The 21,019-nt window shown below is 23.5% G+C and carries 22 protein-coding genes, 2 tRNA genes and 1 other RNA gene; 20 read left to right on the forward strand and 5 right to left on the reverse strand.

Features of this window, described 5'->3' with window-relative positions; translation table 4 throughout:
• Window positions 1-49: 49 nt before the first annotated feature.
• The 8 genes from ACICQF_RS02260 (at window position 50) to ACICQF_RS02295 (ending at window position 6,569) form a co-directional block, all read left to right on the forward strand.
• Window positions 50-751 carry an acetyltransferase gene (locus tag ACICQF_RS02260; protein ID WP_395473538.1) on the forward strand — a complete coding sequence of 234 codons (702 nt, stop codon included), beginning with the start codon at window positions 50-52 and terminating at the stop codon, window positions 749-751.
• A 14-nt stretch (window positions 752-765) separates the two neighbouring features.
• The gene (locus ACICQF_RS02265) at window positions 766-2,550 is read left to right on the forward strand and encodes a hypothetical protein (protein WP_395473539.1); all 1,785 of its coding nucleotides are present in this window, start codon (window positions 766-768) and stop codon (window positions 2,548-2,550) included.
• Window positions 2,551-2,556: 6 nt separating this feature from the next.
• Window positions 2,557-4,008 (forward strand): proline--tRNA ligase, encoded by a 1,452-nt coding sequence (gene proS, locus ACICQF_RS02270; RefSeq protein WP_395473540.1) that lies wholly within the window; start codon window positions 2,557-2,559, stop codon window positions 4,006-4,008.
• Between the two features lie 183 nt (window positions 4,009-4,191).
• Entirely contained in the window at window positions 4,192-4,440 is a 249-nt protein-coding gene (locus tag ACICQF_RS02275; RefSeq protein WP_395473541.1) for an MG284/MPN403 family protein, read from the forward strand.
• Window positions 4,441-4,568: 128 nt separating this feature from the next.
• On the forward strand, window positions 4,569-5,519 hold the full coding sequence (locus ACICQF_RS02280) for an IS30 family transposase (protein ID WP_395472926.1): 951 nt from the start codon (window positions 4,569-4,571) through the stop codon (window positions 5,517-5,519).
• Window positions 5,520-5,693: 174 nt separating this feature from the next.
• Window positions 5,694-5,948: an acyl carrier protein gene (locus ACICQF_RS02285; protein WP_174480328.1), complete on the forward strand. Its 255-nt coding sequence runs from the start codon at window positions 5,694-5,696 to the stop codon at window positions 5,946-5,948.
• A 25-nt stretch (window positions 5,949-5,973) separates the two neighbouring features.
• Entirely contained in the window at window positions 5,974-6,435 is a 462-nt protein-coding gene (locus ACICQF_RS02290) for a Fur family transcriptional regulator (protein ID WP_252319930.1), read from the forward strand.
• A 59-nt stretch (window positions 6,436-6,494) separates the two neighbouring features.
• Window positions 6,495-6,569 (forward strand) — tRNA-Trp (locus ACICQF_RS02295).
• 50 nt (window positions 6,570-6,619) lie between these two features.
• On the opposite strand, the gene ACICQF_RS02300 is transcribed toward ACICQF_RS02295, so the two are convergent.
• Together ACICQF_RS02300 and ACICQF_RS02305 are read right to left on the reverse strand one after the other, a co-directional pair.
• Window positions 6,620-7,501, reverse strand: a complete 882-nt coding sequence (locus ACICQF_RS02300; RefSeq protein ID WP_338958025.1) for a DegV family protein — start codon at window positions 7,499-7,501, stop codon at window positions 6,620-6,622.
• Between the two features lie 294 nt (window positions 7,502-7,795).
• Window positions 7,796-8,752, reverse strand: coding sequence for an IS30 family transposase (locus ACICQF_RS02305; RefSeq protein ID WP_395473542.1), 957 nt, complete (start codon window positions 8,750-8,752; stop codon window positions 7,796-7,798).
• 481 nt (window positions 8,753-9,233) lie between these two features.
• Here ACICQF_RS02305 and ACICQF_RS02310 point away from each other — a divergent pair, with 481 nt between their 5' ends.
• The 5 genes from ACICQF_RS02310 to ACICQF_RS02330 all read left to right on the forward strand — a co-directional run bounded on the left by ACICQF_RS02310 (window position 9,234) and on the right by ACICQF_RS02330 (window position 14,643).
• Window positions 9,234-11,045, forward strand: coding sequence for a hypothetical protein (locus tag ACICQF_RS02310; RefSeq protein ID WP_395473543.1), 1,812 nt, complete (start codon window positions 9,234-9,236; stop codon window positions 11,043-11,045).
• Between the two features lie 23 nt (window positions 11,046-11,068).
• Window positions 11,069-11,239, forward strand: a complete 171-nt coding sequence (locus ACICQF_RS02315) for a hypothetical protein (RefSeq protein ID WP_286642093.1) — start codon at window positions 11,069-11,071, stop codon at window positions 11,237-11,239.
• Between the two features lie 170 nt (window positions 11,240-11,409).
• Window positions 11,410-11,673 (forward strand): preprotein translocase subunit SecG, encoded by a 264-nt coding sequence (secG, locus tag ACICQF_RS02320; RefSeq protein ID WP_174480339.1) that lies wholly within the window; start codon window positions 11,410-11,412, stop codon window positions 11,671-11,673.
• A 106-nt stretch (window positions 11,674-11,779) separates the two neighbouring features.
• Window positions 11,780-14,056 carry a ribonuclease R gene (gene rnr / locus ACICQF_RS02325; RefSeq protein ID WP_395473693.1) on the forward strand — a complete coding sequence of 759 codons (2,277 nt, stop codon included), beginning with the start codon at window positions 11,780-11,782 and terminating at the stop codon, window positions 14,054-14,056.
• Window positions 14,029-14,643, forward strand: a complete 615-nt coding sequence (locus tag ACICQF_RS02330) for a hypothetical protein (RefSeq protein WP_338958013.1) — start codon at window positions 14,029-14,031, stop codon at window positions 14,641-14,643. The genes rnr and ACICQF_RS02330 overlap by 28 nt, the downstream gene beginning before the upstream one ends.
• Here ACICQF_RS02330 and ACICQF_RS02335 read toward each other — a convergent pair whose 3' ends face one another.
• Window positions 14,644-15,036: a hypothetical protein gene (locus ACICQF_RS02335; RefSeq protein ID WP_174480342.1), complete on the reverse strand. Its 393-nt coding sequence runs from the start codon at window positions 15,034-15,036 to the stop codon at window positions 14,644-14,646.
• A 276-nt stretch (window positions 15,037-15,312) separates the two neighbouring features.
• On the opposite strand from ACICQF_RS02335, the gene smpB reads away from it, so the two are divergent.
• Entirely contained in the window at window positions 15,313-15,744 is a 432-nt protein-coding gene (smpB, locus tag ACICQF_RS02340) for an SsrA-binding protein (RefSeq protein ID WP_395473544.1), read from the forward strand.
• A gap of 392 nt (window positions 15,745-16,136) precedes the next feature.
• Window positions 16,137-16,547, forward strand: a complete 411-nt coding sequence (locus tag ACICQF_RS02345) for a hypothetical protein (protein WP_395473545.1) — start codon at window positions 16,137-16,139, stop codon at window positions 16,545-16,547.
• Window positions 16,548-16,570: 23 nt separating this feature from the next.
• On the opposite strand, the gene ACICQF_RS02350 is transcribed toward ACICQF_RS02345, so the two are convergent.
• Window positions 16,571-17,521 (reverse strand): IS30 family transposase, encoded by a 951-nt coding sequence (locus tag ACICQF_RS02350; RefSeq protein WP_395473546.1) that lies wholly within the window; start codon window positions 17,519-17,521, stop codon window positions 16,571-16,573.
• Window positions 17,522-17,561: 40 nt separating this feature from the next.
• On the opposite strand from ACICQF_RS02350, the gene ACICQF_RS02355 reads away from it, so the two are divergent.
• The 4 genes from ACICQF_RS02355 (at window position 17,562) to ssrA (ending at window position 19,618) form a co-directional block, all read left to right on the forward strand.
• A complete protein-coding gene (locus ACICQF_RS02355) occupies window positions 17,562-18,155 on the forward strand; it encodes a hypothetical protein (RefSeq protein ID WP_395473547.1) in 594 nt (197 codons plus the stop codon).
• Window positions 18,156-18,240: 85 nt separating this feature from the next.
• Window positions 18,241-18,345, forward strand: a complete 105-nt coding sequence (locus ACICQF_RS02360) for an MspA/MspB/MIB-like signal-anchor domain-contatining protein (RefSeq protein ID WP_395473548.1) — start codon at window positions 18,241-18,243, stop codon at window positions 18,343-18,345.
• A gap of 308 nt (window positions 18,346-18,653) precedes the next feature.
• Window positions 18,654-19,106, forward strand: a complete 453-nt coding sequence (locus tag ACICQF_RS02365; protein ID WP_395473694.1) for a BspA family leucine-rich repeat surface protein — start codon at window positions 18,654-18,656, stop codon at window positions 19,104-19,106.
• A gap of 96 nt (window positions 19,107-19,202) precedes the next feature.
• Window positions 19,203-19,618, forward strand: a transfer-messenger RNA (tmRNA) gene (gene ssrA, locus ACICQF_RS02370).
• Between the two features lie 117 nt (window positions 19,619-19,735).
• On the opposite strand, the gene ACICQF_RS02375 is transcribed toward ssrA, so the two are convergent.
• The gene (locus ACICQF_RS02375; RefSeq protein WP_395472890.1) at window positions 19,736-20,686 is read right to left on the reverse strand and encodes an IS30 family transposase; all 951 of its coding nucleotides are present in this window, start codon (window positions 20,684-20,686) and stop codon (window positions 19,736-19,738) included.
• 212 nt (window positions 20,687-20,898) lie between these two features.
• Between ACICQF_RS02375 and ACICQF_RS02380 the strand changes: the two genes are divergently transcribed.
• Window positions 20,899-20,974: transfer RNA gene (locus ACICQF_RS02380), tRNA-Cys, on the forward strand.
• Window positions 20,975-21,019: the final 45 nt, after the last annotated feature.

Consider the following 21,019-nt stretch of genomic DNA (forward strand, 5'->3'; position numbering starts at 1 on the left):
AAAATTTAGTATAATTAGGTAAATATTAATAATAAGGTGGTCATAATTTATGGGTTGAAGTCGACGAATTAAAAAAATTAAAGAATATTTTAGTGATGAAAATCAACCTAATTTGGATATTTCTAAATTATCAGAAGACAATGAAAAAAAAACTCCTTTTTTTAATAGGTTTAAAAAACAAAAAAAATCTAATAAATCTTCTATTTCAACGAATAATAAAAAACGTAATAATATTTTTTTAAATTTTAGAAGAAGATCAACTATTCAAATTATTAAACATTTAGAAAATAAAAATATTTTTAACTTATTTTTTTATACTGATGTTAGTAATATTACTTTAATATTAGAACAAGGAATTAAACCTTCTTCACAAATTAAATTATTGCCAAAGCAAGAATATATTGTTTGAACTTATTTAGAACATGCTACTTATTTAGAATTAGAGTTAGGTAATTCAACACGTCATTTTTTTTGAAAGTGATGTGCAGAGCAAAATGTTGATGTTAATAAAATAGCTATTATTTCTGTTGATATTCATAAACTATTTCAAAGCACTACTAAAGATTGAGGTTTAAATGTTGATACTAATCGTGTTCAAATATACGAAACAATTCCTGTTGAAGCTATTGATTGAATTTTGGTTAAAGATCGCAAAATGTTTCTTTTAGCTAAATTATATATTGATAATCAAAGACTAAAGTTAAAACTTTTCCAAGGAAATAATGGTAATATTACTTTAGGCTCTGATTAAATGGAGGTAAAATTATGCGTTGATCTGCAATTGTAATTATTGCTTTAATTCCTTTTATGACAATAATAATTATTTTATTTATACGTTTAAATCATCGTAATAATCAATATTATAATCTTATCCATGGTGATTTGTTAAGTTTAGTTCCATTGAAAATTGATTTAAAAAATGAAATCATTACTTTTTCTGAACGCTTAGAAGTTTTAAATCGTAAAAAACGAATTTCATTGTTTGTATTTAAATCAATGATGAATCGTAAAACTAAAGTAAAAATTGAAATTTTTATTCAAGATTTATTAGTGAATAAAGTTCCATTTGAGCCGTGTCATTTTTCTGTTTCCTTTCAATTAGGAAGTAAAGTTATTGTTTATGATTTATCAATTGATTATTTTGATAATAATAATAAAGTTTTGTATGGTCAAATGCAAAGTAATATTCGTTATAATCGTTTTGCTATTTCACAAGCAATTATTTTACAACAAAATGAGTTAACAGTGGTAAAGTCAGTTTTTGTACAAACTATTTTAGATAATTTTAGTCAAAAAAAATATAATAAAAAAATAAATAGTCAATTTGAATATATGATTTTAATAAAAATAAAAAATTATTTAGCATTAGAAAATATTTTAACTGTTAATAATATTGAACGAATGGAATTATTAATTTCATATTATAGTAAAATAACTTTAGGATTAGATAATACTATTATTTGTAAATATTATGATGGTCAGTTTTTAATTTATTCTAGAAATAAGAAAATAAATTTATATCGATTCCAAAAAAAAATAAATAGTTATATTAAACGTAATTTAGTAGAAAAAAGTAGTTATTTGCAGATTCAAAGTCAAATATTATGTGTTTATGCTTCAGTAAAAACTGATGCTTCAAATGTCTATATATTATATAATAAAATTATTGATAAGAATCAATTAGAATTAGTACAAAGTAGAGACTTAATTGAAATCAAATTGAAGACAAATGATATTTTAAATTATCCCGATTATAATCATTATTCACTTCTACAATCAGAACAAATGGAAAAATTATTAAGTGTTAGTATTAGACCAGTATATAAAAGTGATAATTCAAATGAACCAAATTGTTACTATGCTTGATGAAATTTTGTTAAAAATTCTTATTATGTTTCGTTTATTGTTTTGATGCGTAATATTCAAGATTCAGGATTGTGGTGAAAAGTAAATGAGCCTTTATTTATTCAAACATTTGAAAAATTTGCGAAATTAAAACAAGAAAAAAACCTTATTCTTCCTGTTAGTTTAATTGAGTTACAAGATAAAACTATTTTAACAAAGTTAATTGCTCTTGTTAATAAGAGAAAAAATCTTTTTGAAAATTGTGATTTAATTTTTGATTTTCAAGATATTGGTGAAATTAATAGTTGGAATAAGTATGATTCAATTATTAAAACTATTCGTAGTAATAAAATAAAAATTTCTTTTACTCATGATTTACGTCATATTGATAATTTTAAATTAATTAATCATTTTAAACCTGATTATGTAGTTTTAACTTCTAATTTATTAGAACAAGTTACTTTTAGTTTTAGTAAATATATTGATGTTATTATTTGTTTGCATTATTTAAGAATTTTAGGTATTAAAAATATTTTAGCTCGTGGTATTATTAACGTTCCTGAAATTATTGTTTTAAAAGGATTAAAGGTTGACTATTTACTAGGAAAAGTATTAGAATCAGAACAAGCAAATAAAGTGCTAGATGCTTTAAATTACCCAAATTATTGGAAGTGACATAAAAGTCAATCAACAAAAGGTGAATAGATCATTATGAATAATGCAAAGAATAAAAATATTACAGCAAGAGAGATTGATTTTGCCAAATGATATACTGATGTTATTAAGCAAGCAGAACTTTGTGATTATGGCGCAGAAAATGGTTCAGCAGCCGGTACCATTATTTTTCGTCCTCGCGGATATGCAATTTGAGAAAATATTCAACATTTATTAAATCAAAGATTTAAAATTTTAAATATTGAAAATGTAATGCTACCACTTTTAATTAGTCAAAAAGCATTTCAAGTTGAAAAAGATCATATTGAGGGTTTTGCACCAGAATGTGCAACTGTAACTAAATTTGGAAATAATCAATTATCAGAGGAACTAATTATTCGTCCTACTTCAGAAGTTTTATTTTGTCGTCATTTTTCAAAAATAATTAGTTCATATAAACAATTACCATTATTATATAATCAATGATGTAATGTTGTTAGATGAGAAAAAAATACAAAACCATTTTTAAGAACTAGTGAATTTTTATGACAAGAAGGGCATACAATGCATAATAACGATGAAGAAGCAAAAAACTTTACATTAAAAATGATTAAGTTGTATGCTGATTTTGTTGAAAAACAATTAGCAATTAAAGTTATTGTTGGTGCAAAAACAATTCACGAACGTTTTGCTGGGGCAAAAATGACATATACAATTGAAACTATGATGCAAGATGGACAAGCATTACAAGCCGGTACTAGTCATTATTTTGGTCAAGAGTTCACAAAGGTATTTAATATTAAATTTAGTAATAAAGATAATAAACAAGAATTAGGATATCAAACATCATGAGGTGTATCGACAAGATTAATTGGTGCTTTAATTATGGCGCATAGCGATGATCTGGGTTTAGTATTGCCATCTACAATTGCACCGCATCAGATTATGCTTTTAAATTTATCACCTAAAAGTGATAAAGTTAAAATAATTGTTGAAAGAATATTTAAAATTTTAAGTTCTCATTTCCGAGTATTAATAAATGAAGATAATAAAAGTTTTTCTTATAAGAAAAGTGAAAGTCAAATTAAAGGTATTCCAATTACTATTGCAATTGGTGAGCAAGAAATTGAAAACCAAGTAATTAAATTAATTTTACGTCATAATTTATATACTATTGATGTTGAAATTAATAATGAAAAACTATTAGTAACAACTATTATTAATCAATTAAATAAATTAAATAAAGATTTATTTAATAATTCACAAAAAAAATTAAATACAAGTTTAAAAGAGTTAACAGATTTCAATGAATATCATAAATTAGTTAAAATTCATAAAGGTTTTTTTATTGTACCTTTTTGTGATCAAATAAAGTGTGAAGAAGAAATTAAAAGTTTAACTGGTACAACATCACGTTGTATTCCTTTAGAACCGTATAAAAAACCAAGTAATTGTTTTAAGTGTCAAACTCCTAATAGTGTCTGAACTTATTTTGCAAGATCATATTAAAATTAGTAAGTTAAATAGAAATAAAATAGAGGAAAGATAATTATTTGTTCTTAAATTATTATTGAGGTGATAATAATGAAAGAACAAATAAGTGCTGATAAGCAACTAATTGCTGCTATTTTTGTTAAATATGAACAAGCAAAATTAACATTAGCAAATAATAATTTTAAATAAAATTATGTTTTGAAAGAGGATAGTGTTCACTATGCTAATAAGATAGCGATAAATAAAGATTTAAAAAATTATGAGAAACATGTGCAAATTGTTGATACAGTTTTAGCATTATTACCAAAAAATGAATATAGTTATATTGTTAGAATGTTCTTAGTTAAATCAAATAAAAATTGATGAAAAAAATATTATCATATCAAAGAATATGAAAAATTAGAAAAAACGACTATTAAGCGTTTTTTATACTTATATTTAATTTAAGGATATAAAATGAATATTAATAGTGCTGAATTATACTTGTAAGTGCAAGTAAATAAAATTGCAAAAAATTCTCATATAAAAATTTCATAATGCTAAATTTAGTTTAGAAAAAAGTAAGGAGTTTTTATATGAGTTATAAACATCTTGGCATAGATGAAAGGATTTATATTGAGAATCAATTGAAATTTAAATTTAAAATTAGTGAAATAGCTAAAAATCTTAATCGAAGTATTAGTACTATTATTCGAGAAATTAATAGAAATAAAGATAATAATCATTATTTTTCATTAATTGCACAAAATAAATCTGAAAATCGAAAACAATCACATATTAGTTTTCATAAGTTTAAAAATAAGAATTTAGTAAAATATGTACAACAAAAATTACTATTAGGTTGATCACCTGAACAAATTTATGGCAGAATTAAAAATTTTCATAAAGAGTGAGTTATTAGTTTTAAAACAATTTATACTTGAATTTATTTTGGAATGCTTGATAAAGTTACTAGTAAAAATTTAAGAAGAAAAGGTAAAAAACGAAAATCTAAAGAAAATCGTGGCAAGTTTAATGGTAAATCAATTAAAGAACGAGATATAAATGTTAATGATCGTATAACACTTGGTCATTGGGAAGGAGATACTATAGTATCATCACGAGGTAAAAGCAAATCATGTTTAATAACTTTAGTTGAAAGAGTATCACGATTTACTTTAGCAATATTAGTTAAAAACAGAACTACTAAAGTTATTAATAAAAATGTCAGTTATTATTTATCAATTCTTCCTAAAAACATTGTTAAAACTATTACTTTTGATCGTGGCAAAGAATTTTCAAATTGACAACAACTTGAAAAAAATTTAGATGTAAAAATTTATTTTGCCAATCCATATTCACCTTGACAAAGAGGTACTAATGAAAATACTAATGGTTTAATTAGAGAAAAATTTCCTAAAAAATTTATTTTTTCAAAAACTAATAAAAATGAAGTTCATAAATTTATATTGTCTTTAAATCAAAGACCGAGAAAAATATTAAATTATCTTTCACCAATCGAATATTTGGATAGAAAAATAATTTAGTTGCACTTACCTTTACAATTTAGCATTTTAAATAATGCTGTATGAGTTGAATATAATACTAATTTAAAACTAGATTATTTAGAATGATATTTTAAAATAACAAATAAAATTTAATGCTCTATGTTATACTAAGTATAATTATTAATAAAAATGATTTAAATTAGGAGTGAATTTATGGATATTTTAAGTGAAATTCATCAAATTATTAAAAAAGATTATCCAGAAATTAAAGAAAAAATTACACCCAAAACTAAATTTAAAGATGTAAAAATTGACTCTCTTAAATTAGTAATGATTGTTATTAAAATAGAAGAAAAACATAATGTAAAAATTAATGATAATAAATTACTGGATTTACAAACAAAAACAGTTCAAGATTTAATAAATGAAATTGAAAGATTAGTAGCAATTGAAAATAAAAAAAAGTAATATTATATTTTATCAGGAGATTAGTATGAATAAAAATTTTGAAAATATTATCCAAAAGTTGAAAGATAAAGACTATCGTTTAACTGATGTTCGTAAAGCAGTTATTAAAGTATTAACGCTTAAGCAACATGTTAGTATTAATGATATTATTAGTTTTTTAACAAAAGAAGGTAATGATAATATTAATATTATGAGTATTTATAATACTATTGATTTATTAATGACAGAACATATTATTCATGCTAATGTTTTTGAAGGAAAACAAATAATTTACGAACTATCAGAAAATACCGTTCATATTATTTGTAATTTTTGTAATAAAATTATTCATGCCTCTTTCGAAGATAAACAACAAATTTCACCATTACAAGAAGAAAAACTTGAAAAATTAGCAACTAAAAATAATTTTTATTTTTCACATTATAAGTTAGAAATTCATGGAATTTGTGATAAATGTGAATTAAAAATAAAAAAAATGAAATTTTAATTGAACTTAAAACTTCTTTAACGTAAAATTGAACATGTACTATTCAAATTAAATATTTTAGGGGTGTAGTTCAATGGTAGAACATCGGCCTTCAGATCCGAGTGTTGTGGGTTCGAGTCCTGCCACCCCTGCCATTATTAAAAATCACTTTTAAATGTTTCTCATAAAAGTGAATTTTTTATTATTATAATTTTGGTAACTTATCTTTATCTAAATTAAAAGCAACAAAACTGAAGGTTCCAATTCCTGTATGAGCACAAATTACGTTTGCTAAATTAATAGTTTTGACGTTTTTAATGCCATAATCTTTAACAAATTTTGTAATTTTTTCTATTTCTTTTGCTTCAGCAAAAGCATGAATAATGTAAAAGAGAGTAATGCTTTCTATTTTTTTACTTTTATTAATTTCTTTAAGAGTATTTTTAATTGCTTTATCTCATGTTCTTGTTTTATCAAATTTATCAATGGTTCCGTCAAAAGATAAAATTGGAGTTATTTTTAACATAGTAGCTAAGGCTGCTGCTGATTTTGAAATTCTACCACCACGAACTAAATAATTTAAATCATAAGGTAAAATAAATGCTATATAGTTATCTCTTATTAATTTTAGTGCTTCTATAATATCATTAACATTATTTTTTTCGTTAAGTGACATTTGATATGCTTTTTTAACTAATAGTCAGTTAATAACTGAAACACCATTACTATCAAAAACAAAAACTTTATCTTTAAAATTAGATTCTTTTGATAACATAGTAGCAGTGTTATATTGACCCGATAACCCCTTTGATAAAGGAATAAAAATAATCTTTTCAAATTTAGTTAAAGCATCTTCTCAAATTATACTCATTTGACCAAGTGGTGTTTGCGAAGTTTTGGCAGATTGTTTTTTATGAACTATTCTATTATAGAATTCTTCATCCTCTAGAATGTTAGGGTCATCAGTAATAGTTGTATCATCACTAAAAGTGATTAATAATGGACAAAATCCAATATTCATTTCTTTTAAATCTTTAATTGAAAATCCTGAAGAGGAATCAGCAACAATACCAATTTTTTTTTTCAATTTTCTCACCCTAACTATAATATTTTTACTTATTTATTAAATTATAACATATATTTTTTACTTAAAAATGGACTTTCATCGTTGAAAGATATATAAAATAGTTAATATGTTGTTTTTGGGGTGGTTGATTCTTGTTTCTTAGATTTTTTATCAGAACATTAATTTTAAAAAACTGAATGTATTCTAAAAACAATTGTGTTATATAATTAACACTAATTTTGACATGAAAGGATTTTATTAATAAGTTAAATATTTTTTCAAAATTAAAAAGCTAAATTGTAAAGGTAAGTGCAACTAAATTATTTTTCTATCCAAATATTCGATTGGTGAAAGATAATTTAATATTTTTCTCGGTCTTTGATTTAAAGACAATATAAATTTATGAACTTCATTTTTATTAGTTTTTGAAAAAATAAATTTTTTAGTAAATTTTTCTCTAATTAAACCATTAGTATTTTCATTAGTACCTCTTTGTCAAGGTGAATATGGATTGGCAAAATAAATTTTTACATCTAAATTTTTTTCAAGTTGTTGTCAATTTGAAAATTCTTTGCCACGATCAAAAGTAATAGTTTTAACAATGTTTTTAGGAAGAATTGATAAATAATAACTGACATTTTTATTAATAACTTTAGTAGTTCTGTTTTTAACTAATATTGCTAAAGTAAATCGTGATACTCTTTCAACTAAAGTTATTAAACATGATTTGCTTTTACCTCATGATGATACTATAGTATCTCCTTCTCAATGACCAAGTGTTATACGATCATTAACATTTATATCTCGTTCTTTAATTGATTTACCATTAAACTTGCCACGATTTTCTTTAGATTTTCGTTTTTTACATTTTCTTCTTAAATTTTTACTAGTAACTTTATCAAGCATTCCAAAATAAATTCAAGTATAAATTGTTTTAAAACTAATAACTCACTCTTTATGAAAATTTTTAATTCTGCCATAAATTTGTTCAGGTGATCAACCTAATAGTAATTTTTGTTGTACATATTTTACTAAATTCTTATTTTTAAACTTATGAAAACTAATATGTGATTGTTTTCGATTTTCAGCTTTATTTTGTGCAATTAATGAAAAATAATGATTATTATCTTTATTTCTATTAATTTCTCGAATAATAGTACTAATACTAATACTTCGATTAAGATTTTTAGCTATTTCACTAATTTTAAATTTAAATTTCAATTGATTCTCAATATAAATCCTTTCATCTATGCCAAGATGTTTATAACTCATATAAAAACTCCTTACTTTTTTCTAAACTAAATTTAGCATTATGAAATTTTTATATGAGAATTTTTTGCAATTTTATTTACTTGCACTTACAAGTATAATTCAGCAAAATTATTAAAGACGGAAAAAATATTTTTCAATTAGATATCTAACAAAATATATTAAATCAAAACTATCAGCATATTACTTTTTTAAAAATCAAGAAAAATTTATATAAATAAGTCAAAAAAATAAAACTCATTAAGTAATAAAAATAAAAAAATCCAAATAAATGAATGACCACTTAAAAACTCAAATCAATATTGAAATATTGATGAAAATATTAATGATGTAAATCAATATGTTGTGTTTTTTCTAATTATCAAAGAATATATTTTAAATTTCTAAAACCCCGATATTTTTATATCAAATCTGTTTTATTTCATAAATCATATAAAATGATTAAATTATGAAAAATTTAAAGATTTAAAGAGAGGGTTATATTATGAAAAAGAAAATTATTAAAACAATCATTGCATCAACTGCATTAACTAGTGGTATTCCTGCTGAAAGTGGTATTTTAACTAAAATAGAAACTGAAACAGAAAATGAATTAGAAGAAAAAGATAAAAGAGCAAATTCTACAAAAAAAAGAGTTAAAAGACAAACTCCATCAAGTTTACAAAAAGCAATGACAACAATTAATATTGGTCAAATTGAAGCGAATGATAAACAACATATTATTCAAAGATTAAGAGAAATTAATCATCCAATTTTATCTAGAGAAGATTTTTTAGAAAATATTGAATTTGAAAACATTACAAATATTAATGCAACAGTACATGCTGGTATTAACATTTACGATCAAAATCCCGCAAGAAATATTCCAAAAAATTTAAATTTTACTATTAACTTTACACCTCGAAGATTAACATTATCAAGTATTCTTATTAGAACTGAGTTAGGAGAATTGTTAGATAATGCACCATTAACAATAATAGAGAGATTAAATTTTTTAAATCCCGATTTGCATTTACGTTATCCTAGTTTTACAAATAGACATCCTATAGGCATAAATAATTTTCAAATTTTATCAGAAAATGTTTATGATTTTCAACAGAATAATCCTCATATTGTTTTTGATAGTGATTTAAATGTAACTTTTACTATTAATGAACAAAGCGTAAGATTATCGACTTTACTTAGAAATACTAATTTAGGACAAATTAGACGTAATGATCCGAGTACTATTATGGAAAGGTTATGAGAATTAAATCCTGATTTAGTTTTTCATTTCGACTTTGTGCCGGGTATAGATTTCTCTCCATTTTTAACTTCAACTACATTAATAATTCCGCTATCACATATGTTTCGTCCAAACAGTATAATATTTACAGAAAATTTGAATATTATTTATGATTGTGATTTTAGTGTTACTTTTACTACACTTGAAGATATATCAAATTATAAACCAAGTAATTTGCAGACCACTACAACAACAACCCCTTCACCTTCAGCAGGTGGAAGCGCTGTTTTGCCATCAACATCTGAACAATCTTTTAACATTGGAACTAGTTCTAGAAATAGAAATCAACACAGTAATCAAAGTACAGGCTTTAGAACAAATCAGAAACCAAAGTGTGATATTTTAAAAACACAAATTATTGATCAAAAATTATTAGATATTTATTACACCACATCTACAGAAAGTAAAAATAATGTAAGAAAAAAACTAACAGAAATTTATGGACAACATTTTACTGATGCTAGTTGAACACAATTTAAAAAAATTGTTGAATTGCATAAATATGGAATCGTTTTTATAACACCTAATAAAAATGAATATTTATTAAAAGGTCTAGCCACTACCACAACTATGAGCATTCCACCTGCATATAAAGTTGTTAAATGAATAAGTTCTCCACAAGCTACAACAGTAGTTGAAACAGAAGAAGCAGTGCCTTTATTAGAGGTTGGTGAAGAAGGTGCGATTGCTATTGGCGAAGAGGTTGTTGAAGGTGGTGCATCTGTTATGATTGAAGGAGGGCCTATTGGATGAGTTGTGGGTGGAGTAATTATAGTTGGTGGAATAGCATATTTAGTGTATAATTGATCACATGCTCATAATGCTGATATCAATTCCCATAATCAATATAATAAAATAGAAAAATATTACATACCTTTAGACAATAAAACTCCACAATATACAGAATCAAGTAAAATTAAATTAGGTATTAGTAATGATATGTGAATAAAATTATCAGAAATTTATCAAGATAATAAAGATGACTATCAACTTTTTGAAAAAAAATTTTAAGTGAAATTACTAAATTTCCACAATTGATAGGAACCTTAGCAAATAGTTTAAGTGATAGTAATTTAAAAACTTTGGTTAAAGTTATGTATAATAATTTTTCAGAAATAAACATTTTTTATATGATGACCAATCAACATGGATGAAAGATTGTAACAAATGCTGTTGGAAATTACTTAGAAATTGAACCAGAATAAAGTTAATAAATTTTCCTATAAAAGAATTATAAAACATAACATATTAGGCTTATTTCATAATTAAAATTTTAATTTTGGAATAAGTCATAATAATAATTATGAAAATTTTTTTATTTTTAGTAAAATTAAGTGTAAAATTAATAATATTATAAAGAAGTGGAAGTGACAAAATGAGTCAAAACATTATTTTTGCTTTTGAAATTATTGCCTTAATTATCGCTATATTATTAGTAATTTTAGGTTTATTACAAGGTAAAAAAAATCATAATGGACTTGGTGCTTTAAGTGGGGGTAATCAAGAATTATTTGCTAGTACTAAAGAACGTGGTTGAAGTAAGTTATTTTCTATTGCCACTTTAGTATTAGGTATATCGTTATTTACTATGGCAATAATAGTAAGAATTCTTATTAATACTATTGGAGTTATAAATTAATGATAATTATTTTATAAAAAGGCACACTAAAATGTGCCTTTTTATAAATTTTAAAAGATAGAATATAATTAATTATATAATTAGGATAAAGTTGGGATTGATTGAAATGAAGCAAGAGATTATTAATGAGTTACAAAATAGTATTACACCTTTATCAACGGTTGATTTAACAGTGAAACTTAATATTACTAATCATCATCAACAGCAAGAACTTATTGCTGATTTAGAAGAATTGAAAAATAGTGAAATTATTTTGGAAAATAAAGAACAACAATTTTATATGCTAAAAAATAATAATTTATTTATTGGTAAAATTCAAATTACTAAAAAAGGATTTGGATTTGTTAAATTATTAAATAGTGAAGAAGAATATTACGTTAATATAAAAAACATAAATAATGCGTTAAATAATGATGAAGTATTATGTAAGTTAGTAAAAATTAATAATCAGAATGATGAGGCTGTAGTATTAAAAATTATTAAACGTGATACTAATCTTCTTGTTGGTACTGTTATTGTTAATGCAGATACGAAAGTAAAAACATTATTAATTCAAAATGCAAAGTTACAACAGTATGAAGTTAATATTTTAAATCCTGATAAAGCGTTAGAAAATAATATTGTTGTTGCAAAAATTAAAAATTTTGAACAAAATATTTTTAATGTTACTATTACTAAAATATTGGGTAATATTAATGATCCTGGTGTTGATATTTTAGCTGTTATTTATGAAATTGGCATTAAAGCACAATTTGATGTTGAAACATTAGCAGCAACAGATAAGGTGCCAGTAACAGTTTTAGAATCAGATAAAATTGGTCGTATTGATTTGACTAAAGAGTTATTAGTTACAATTGATGGTAAAGATGCTAAAGATTTTGATGATGCTATTTGTGTTACTAAACTAGCTAATGGTAATTATCGTTTAATTGTAGCTATTGCTGATGTTAGTCATTATGTAACAGAAAATAGTCCTTTAGATGAAGAGGCATTTAATCGCGGTACATCTGTTTACTTAGCAGATCGTGTTATTCCTATGTTACCAACGCAGTTATCAAATGGTATTTGTTCTTTAAATGAACAAGTAGAACGTTTATGTATGGTTTGTGATATGGAAATTGATAAGAATGGTTTAACAGTAAAACATAAAATTTATCAGGCATTTATGAAATCGGCAAGAAGAATGAATTATGACGAAGTAAATGATGGATATAATGGTAAAAATCCAAATTTTATTAAAAAACATCCACAAATTTGAGAAATGTTACTAAAAGCAAAAGAATTGCACCAAATTTTATGAAAGTTTAAACAAGATGCTGGAGTAATTGATTTTGAAATTAATGAAGCAAAAACAATTATTGATGACAATGGAGAAGTAACTGATATTATTTTAAGAACTCGTGATATCGCTGAAAAATTAATTGAAAGTTTTATGATTATAGCTAATGAAGTAGTTGCTAAAACTGTATTTGATATGAAATTACCTTTTATTTATCGTGTTCATGAACATCCTCGTTCTAAAAAAATGCATCAAATGGTTACAATTCTGAAATTAATGGGCATTAAACTAAATCCAAAAATCACAAATATTAGTTCAAAAGATTTACAATTATTATTAAATTCTTTAAAACAATTACCAACATTTCAAGTTTTATCAACTTTATTATTAAGAAGTATGGAAAAAGCACAGTATACTAATAAATGTATTGGCCATTTTGGACTTGCTAGTGATTATTATACACATTTTACTTCGCCAATTAGACGTTATCCTGATTTAATAGTTCATCGTTTATTGCGCCAATATATAGTTAAAAGAGAAATAAATGCTAAAATAATTGAGAAATATCAAAGTTTTACTAATTGAGCTGCTGAGCAATCTAGTAATATGGAATTAAAAGCATTAGAGTGTGAACGAGCTGTAGATCAAATGAAAAAAGCAGAATACATGATGCAATTTATTGGTCATAAATTTGAAGGTATAATTTCTAGTGTAACTGGCTTTGGATTATTTGTTGAGTTAGATAATACAATTGAGGGTTTAATTAGAATTTCAGACATGACTGATGATTATTATATTTTTAATGAAAAAGCAATGATTTTGTTTGGTGAAAGAAAACGAAAACAGTATGCTCTTGGTCAAAAGGTCAGTGTTCTTGTTAAAAGTGCAAATAAAGTTGCTAGAACTATTGATTTTATTTTAGAAGAAAATGGTCAGCAAAATAAAAACCGTGATAAAAATAATAATAATCAATCATCAAAAATGTATAAAGCAAATAATTTTAAATATAGAAAAAAGATAAAACTAAATGGTAAAGTTAAAAAAAATAAAAGTGAAAAGAAAAATGGAGTAAAAAAATGAAAATACAAGGGCAAAAAAGATTAATTCAACAAAGCAATCTTAACATTGAATGCTATTATTATAATTATTTTAAATCGCCAGGCTTAAAACAATATCCGGATTTATTATGAGTTAATGAAGATTATAACTTAATTAAGCAAGTAAATATTGAACAAGATACTGTAATAAGATTAGCAACTAATTTATTTGAAGTTGGTCAAAAATTTAATTTGTTTGAAAATTTAGATTATTTTATTATGATGCCAAAAAAACCTACTTCAGTTAGTAGTTTAGAATTAGTAATCATTGAATTAGTTAAAATTATTAAAAAAAAATTAAATTATGAGATATTATTTATTAATAATATTTTCCAAGTTGATAACTACCGTAAATTTTGAGAAAATAAATTAAAAGTTAGCGAAAGACAAATGGAAATTACTAATAAAATTCATTTATTACCTAAATATATTAAATTTTTTAATAAAAAAAACATTATTATTATTGATGATATAGTTGCCTCAGGGATTTCTATTGCCCAAACTATTTTAGAAATTATCAATAATAACAATGATTTTAAAATTAAAGCTTTGTGTTATGGTTCAGTTTATAATTGAGAAGAAATTTATAAATAGTTAAAAGAGTTTCCTAATTTTTTTCTTTTTTTCTTCTAATGAGTCTGATTCAGATATATTATAAGAATCTTCAATATTATTTATAAATGCATAATTAATTTCAGCATTAATTTGATTTTTAGCAATAAGTTTTAAAATAAAATCAGCAGTATCTGCTTCTAAAGCAAATGTGTAAATTTCAAATTCATCTTCATTAATAATTTCCGTTTTCGTAGAAATTTTTAAAATATGATTTTGTTCATCAATAATAATTTTGCAAACCTCAAGTTTTTTACCAGTTAAAATCTTATAAATAATTACTTTATCATTATTATTTTTATCAAAACCCAAATCGCCTTGATAAAATTGACTATTTTTTACTGCTGTTGGTTTAGTATTTAACTCTCCTGCCATGTCCTTAGACTCCTTTCAGTTGTTTATTAATATATAAAATTAACAAAAACCCGTAAAACAAATATAAAATCTATTTCTTGGGTCGCTATACAACAAATATTAATTTTATGTTTAATTTTACATTAATCATTGCTAGAAAAACTATTGATTAATCTAACCTTCATTAGATTATAGCATGTTCTTAATAAAAAACAAATTTAAGTAAGTATTTCAGTATTTATGAAATTATTATTATATAATCTAATTATAAAGTTTATGAAAATAATGGTGGAAACAATGAAAATAATTGCAAAAAATAAAAAAGCGTACTTTAATTATGAATTATTAGAAAAATTAGAAGCGGGAATTGTTTTGACTGGTTTTGAAATTAAATCAATTCGTTTAGGTAATGTATCTTTACAGGATAGTTATGTAACTTTTAGTAATAATGAAGCTTATATTATTAATATGAACATTACTACTTATAAATTTACTACTAGTTATATACTTGATCCATTAAGAAAAAGAAAATTACTTTTAAATACTCGTGAAATTAAAAAAATTCAACAAGAACAAAAGCAAAAAAACTTAACTGTTGTTCCAACAATGATATATTTAAATAGTAAAAGTAGAGCAAAGTTAGAAATAGCATTGGCTCGTGGTAAAAAAAATTATGATAAAAGAGAGACCATTAAAAATCGTGATGCAGTAAGACAAATCAAAAAATAATAATTTAATTAAGAAAGGAAAAAACTATGATAATATGATTACCTTTCTTAATAATCTTTTGTTTATTTACAAGTTTTTATTTATTTTTTCTTTTTAAGCAAAAGATAAATAAGTGGCAATGATTATTTATTAGTTATTATTTTTTTCTTTATCATGGTATTAATAGTTTAAAAGCTATTAATAATTTTTTAGTTTTATCATTAACTAATTTAGTAACTGAAGCAATTAGTATTACAGTGATTATTTCGTTTACTGTAATTATTTTTGCTATACCAGCTACTTTTTTTACTGCAAAATTTAAAAAAAGAAAGTTGTATATTTGATGAATGCATAGTTGACTTTTGGTTACTTGCTGTTTAGTTTTAATTGTACCAAATTTTTGTTCTTTGATTTTGTTAAATATTGCGTTAGGAATGAGTACTGCATCATTGGGAGTTCATGAATTAATGTTCAATGAACAATATTTTGTAAAATCACATGCTTTTTTAACTTTTACTATACTTATTGTTCCGGGATTATTGGCAAGTTTAATTATTATACCAATTAATATGCTTACGCTTAATATTTCAACTATTACAATTTCAAAAATCAGTTATTTTATTATTGCTGCTTTGTGTTTTTTCATTTTGACTTTTTTCATGTCTTTTCTTTTGCGAGAATATCCAAAAAATATGGGTATGCATGATGAAATAGTTTTAAAAAAAATTAAAACTTTTTCTCAATGAAAAATAATAATTTTAATTATCTTTGGATTAACTATTTATTTAATTTATTATTTAATTAATTCTCAATTTTTTAATTAGCTAAATTGTAAAGGTAAGTGCAACTAAATTATTTTTCTATCCAAATATTCGATTGGTGAAAGATAATTTAATATTTTTCTCGGTCTTTGATTTAAAGACAATATAAATTTATGAACTTCATTTTTATTAGTTTTTGAAAAAATAAATTTTTTAGGAAATTTTTCTATAATTAAACCATTAGTATTTTCATTAGTACCTCTTTGTCAAGGTGAATATGGATTGGCAAAATAAATTTTTACATCTAAATTTTTTTCAAGTTGTTGTCAATTTGAAAATTCTTTGCCACGATCAAAAGTACTAGTTTTAACAATGTTTTTAGGAAGAATTGATAAATAATAACTGACATTTTTATTAATAACTTTAGTAGTTCTGTTTTTAACTAATATTGCTAAAGTAAATCGTGATACTCTTTCAACTAAAGTTATTAAACATGATTTGCTTTTACCTCGTGATGATACTATAGTATCTCCTTCTCAATGACCAAGTGTTATACGATCATTAACATTTATATCTCGTTCTTTAATTGATTTACCATTAAACTTGCCACGATTTTCTTTAGATTTTCGTTTTTTACCTTTTTTTCTTAATTTTTTACTAGTAACTTTATCAAGCATTCCAAAATAAATTCAAGTATAAATTGTTTTAAAACTAATAACTCACTCTTTATGAAAATTTTTAATTCTGCCATAAATTTGTTCAGGTGATCAACCTAATAGTAATTTTTGTTGTACATATTTTACTAAATTCTTATTTTTAAACTTATGAAAACTAATATGTGATTGTTTTCGATTTTCAGCTTTATTTTGTGCAATTAATGAAAAATAATGATTATTATCTTTATTTCTATTAATTTCTCGAATAATAGTACTAATACTTCGATTAAGATTTTTAGCTATTTCACTAATTTTAAATTTAAATTTCAATTGATTCTCAATATAAATCCTTTCATCTATGCCAAGATGTTTATAACTCATATAAAAACTCCTTACTTTTTTCTAAACTAAATTTAGCATTATGAAATTTTTATATGAGAATTTTTTGCAATTTTATTTACTTGCACTTACAAGTATAATTCAGCATTATAAAATAAGTAATATTGATCAAAGATGGCATGTTTATAAAACTTTATTTACTACTTTGCCACAAGTAATTGGTGTTTTTTTATTGGGATGATGATTATATTATTTTTTCAGTGCTAATATTGCTTTATATTTTGGTTTTGGAATCTATATAGTAAGTATTATGATTAGTTTAGTAACTATTAATATTTACGCAGTTTTGATTTCACAAATTTTATCCAATATTGCTTTTGGCATTTGCAGTTTTGTTATATATAGTTTGGTTTTAGATTGAAATTATCGACAATTAATGCCTATCACAGGAATTTATGCATCATGTATAGCTATTTTAACTTGTAGTGTTGATTTAATCGATAGTTTTATTAATTATAATTTAATTACTTTAAATAATGAAATAATGTTTTATATTGGTAATATTATTGCGTTATTAACTGTTATCAGTTTAATATTTATTACGTTATTTTCTTCAAATTATTGAGTGACAGAAAAGCATCATGTTTTAACAAATCACAATTGAAATAAAATTTAAGTATATTAAATACTTTACTACATAAAATTATATAAAATATGGTCATGCCATTATAAAAAAATAAGAATTTAAGAGAGGTTTTTTTATGTCTGAAAAAAGTAAAAAAAAGAAAATTATTACTGCAATTGTTGGTGGTACTACTTTAGTTGGTGGAGCCACTGCTGGTATTTTGTATACTTCTGATATATAAGCAAAAAACGAGGAAGAAAATGAAAAAGAAAAAAAATAAAATCACAATCTAATCCAAAGATTTTATTACCTAAACCACCAAATTCAAATAGACAATCAAATCGTTATAAATATACAATAATACAACAACAAGATACAATTTACGTTGATAGTAATGGAGAAGAGCAAACAACTAGTAAAATAGACTTATCAGATATAAAAACTATTGAAATTGTTCAAATTGGATTTTATGAAAATAAAATTGGAGAAATTCAAGCTGTTAAAATGCCAAAAACAATTCAAAAAGTGCCAGATCAGTTACCATCATAAATAACAAGTACAAAACAGATGTTTAAAAGTGCTTCATCATTTGATCAAGATATTTCGGGTTGAGATGTTTCAAATGTTACAGATATGAGTGATATGTTTGCATATGCAACTTCATTTAATCAGAATATTTCAGTTTGAAGAGTAGAAAAAGTAAAAATTATGATAGGTATGTTTTTTAATGCACATGCTTTTGATCAAAATATTTCAAGTTGAAATGTAAATAAAGTGACAGATATGCATGGTATGTTTGCTGGTGCAAGAAAATTTAATCAAGATATTTCAGGTTGAGATGTTTCAAATGTAATAACTATGCATTCTATGTTTGCCGGTGCAATAACGTTTGATCAAAATTTATCACAATGAAATGTTTCAAAAATAATAATTCATGATAATTTTGCCATTAATTCTTGAATTAGTAATAGCATTGATAAATTGCCAAATTTTAATTTTTAGATTTTATAATTTATGATGAAAGTTTGAAAGAATTATTAGTAATTTTTAAGAAAACCAAAAATTGCTTTATAGTAGAAAGTAATGTATAATATTAGCGGGGATGTTCTGGTTTCGACAGGAGTTAACAACTAATTGTGGCAGTGGTTTGGTAGACCATAATACTACGAGGTTTCATAACCGGAAAACAAACTAAAACCGTAGTACCTAACTGATTCACAACAAAGTTAAACAACTTTGGATTTGGTTTAGGAAATCAAGCAGTTTTACCTGCTTAATTACTTAAGAAGTAAATACTACCGTTACTAATAGCAAGTTTATCATTATTAGTAACGTATCATAGGATAAACTAGAAAAAATGATGTTAATAAATTTTTTCGAATTTCCATTAACTAACTATTCATAATTTCGTATAATTTATTATTAAATAGTGATTTTTCTAAATTATACTAAACTGTAGATACAGTTAGTCAGTTAACTTTTGGACGCGGGTTCGATCCCCGCCATCTCCACCATAAATTAAATGCACAATTGTGCTTTTTTTATTATTTAATTTAATAATTAATTATAAATACCTTTATAAAATTTTAATTAGTGAAATAAATAATGCTAAATTGTAAAGGTAAGTGCAACTAAATTATTTTTCTATCCAAATATTCGATTGGTGAAAGATAATTTAGTATTTTTCTCGGTCTTTGATTTAAAGACAATATAAATTTATGAACTTCATTTTTATTAGTTTTTGAAAAAATAAATTTTTTAGGAAATTTTTCTCTAATTAAACCATTAGTATTTTCATTAGTACCTCTTTGTCAAGGTGAATATGGATTGGCAAAATAAATTTTTACATCTAAATTTTTTTCAAGTTGTTGTCAATTTGAAAATTCTTTGCCACGATCAAAAGTAATAGTTTTAACAATGTTTTTAGGAAGAATTGATAAATAATAACTGACATTTTTATTAATAACTTTAGTAGTTCTGTTTTTAACTAATATTGCTAAAGTAAATCGTGATACTCTTTCAACTAAAGTTATTAAACATGATTTGCTTTTACCTCGTGATGATACTATAGTATCTCCTTCTCAATGACCAAGTGTTATACGATCATTAACATTTATATCTCGTTCTTTAATTGATTTACCATTAAACTTGCCACGATTTTCTTTAGATTTTCGTTTTTTACCTTTTCTTCTTAAATTTTTACTAGTAACTTTATCAAGCATTCCAAAATAAATTCAAGTATAAATTGTTTTAAAACTAATAACTCACTCTTTATGAAAATTTTTAATTCTGCCATAAATTTGTTCAGGTGATCAACCTAATAGTAATTTTTGTTGTACATATTTTACTAAATTCTTATTTTTAAAATTATGAAAACTAATATGTGATTGTTTTCGATTTTCAGCTTTATTTTGTGCAATTAATGAAAAATAATGATTATTATCTTTATTTCTATTAATTTCTCGAATAATAGTACTAATACTTCGATTAAGATTTTTAGCTATTTCACTAATTTTAAATTTAAATTTCAATTGATTCTCAATATAAATCCTTTCATCTATGCCAAGATGTTTATAACTCATATAAAAACTCCTTACTTTTTTATAAACTAAATTTAGCATTATGAAATTTTTATATGAGAATTTTTTGCAATTTTATTTACTTGCACTTACAAGTATAATTCAGCTAATAAAAAAATATTTAAATATTTTATGAATAATATTGTAAAACAAGTTGCAAATAGTAACTAGTCTTGGTAATATTGAAAAGTCTTTAAATTTTTTTAATTATATTTGGAGCCGTGGCCAAGTGGTTTAAGGCATAAGTCTGCAAAACTTTGATCGTCGGTTCGAATCCGATCGGCTCCTCCAAAATATTAATAATATTTGCAAATATACTTGTAAATATTACTTTTA

Source organism: Spiroplasma endosymbiont of Nomada rufipes (assembly GCF_964277355.1).
Taxonomy (GTDB): Bacteria; Bacillota_I; Bacilli_A; order Mycoplasmatales; family VBWQ01; genus Spiroplasma_E.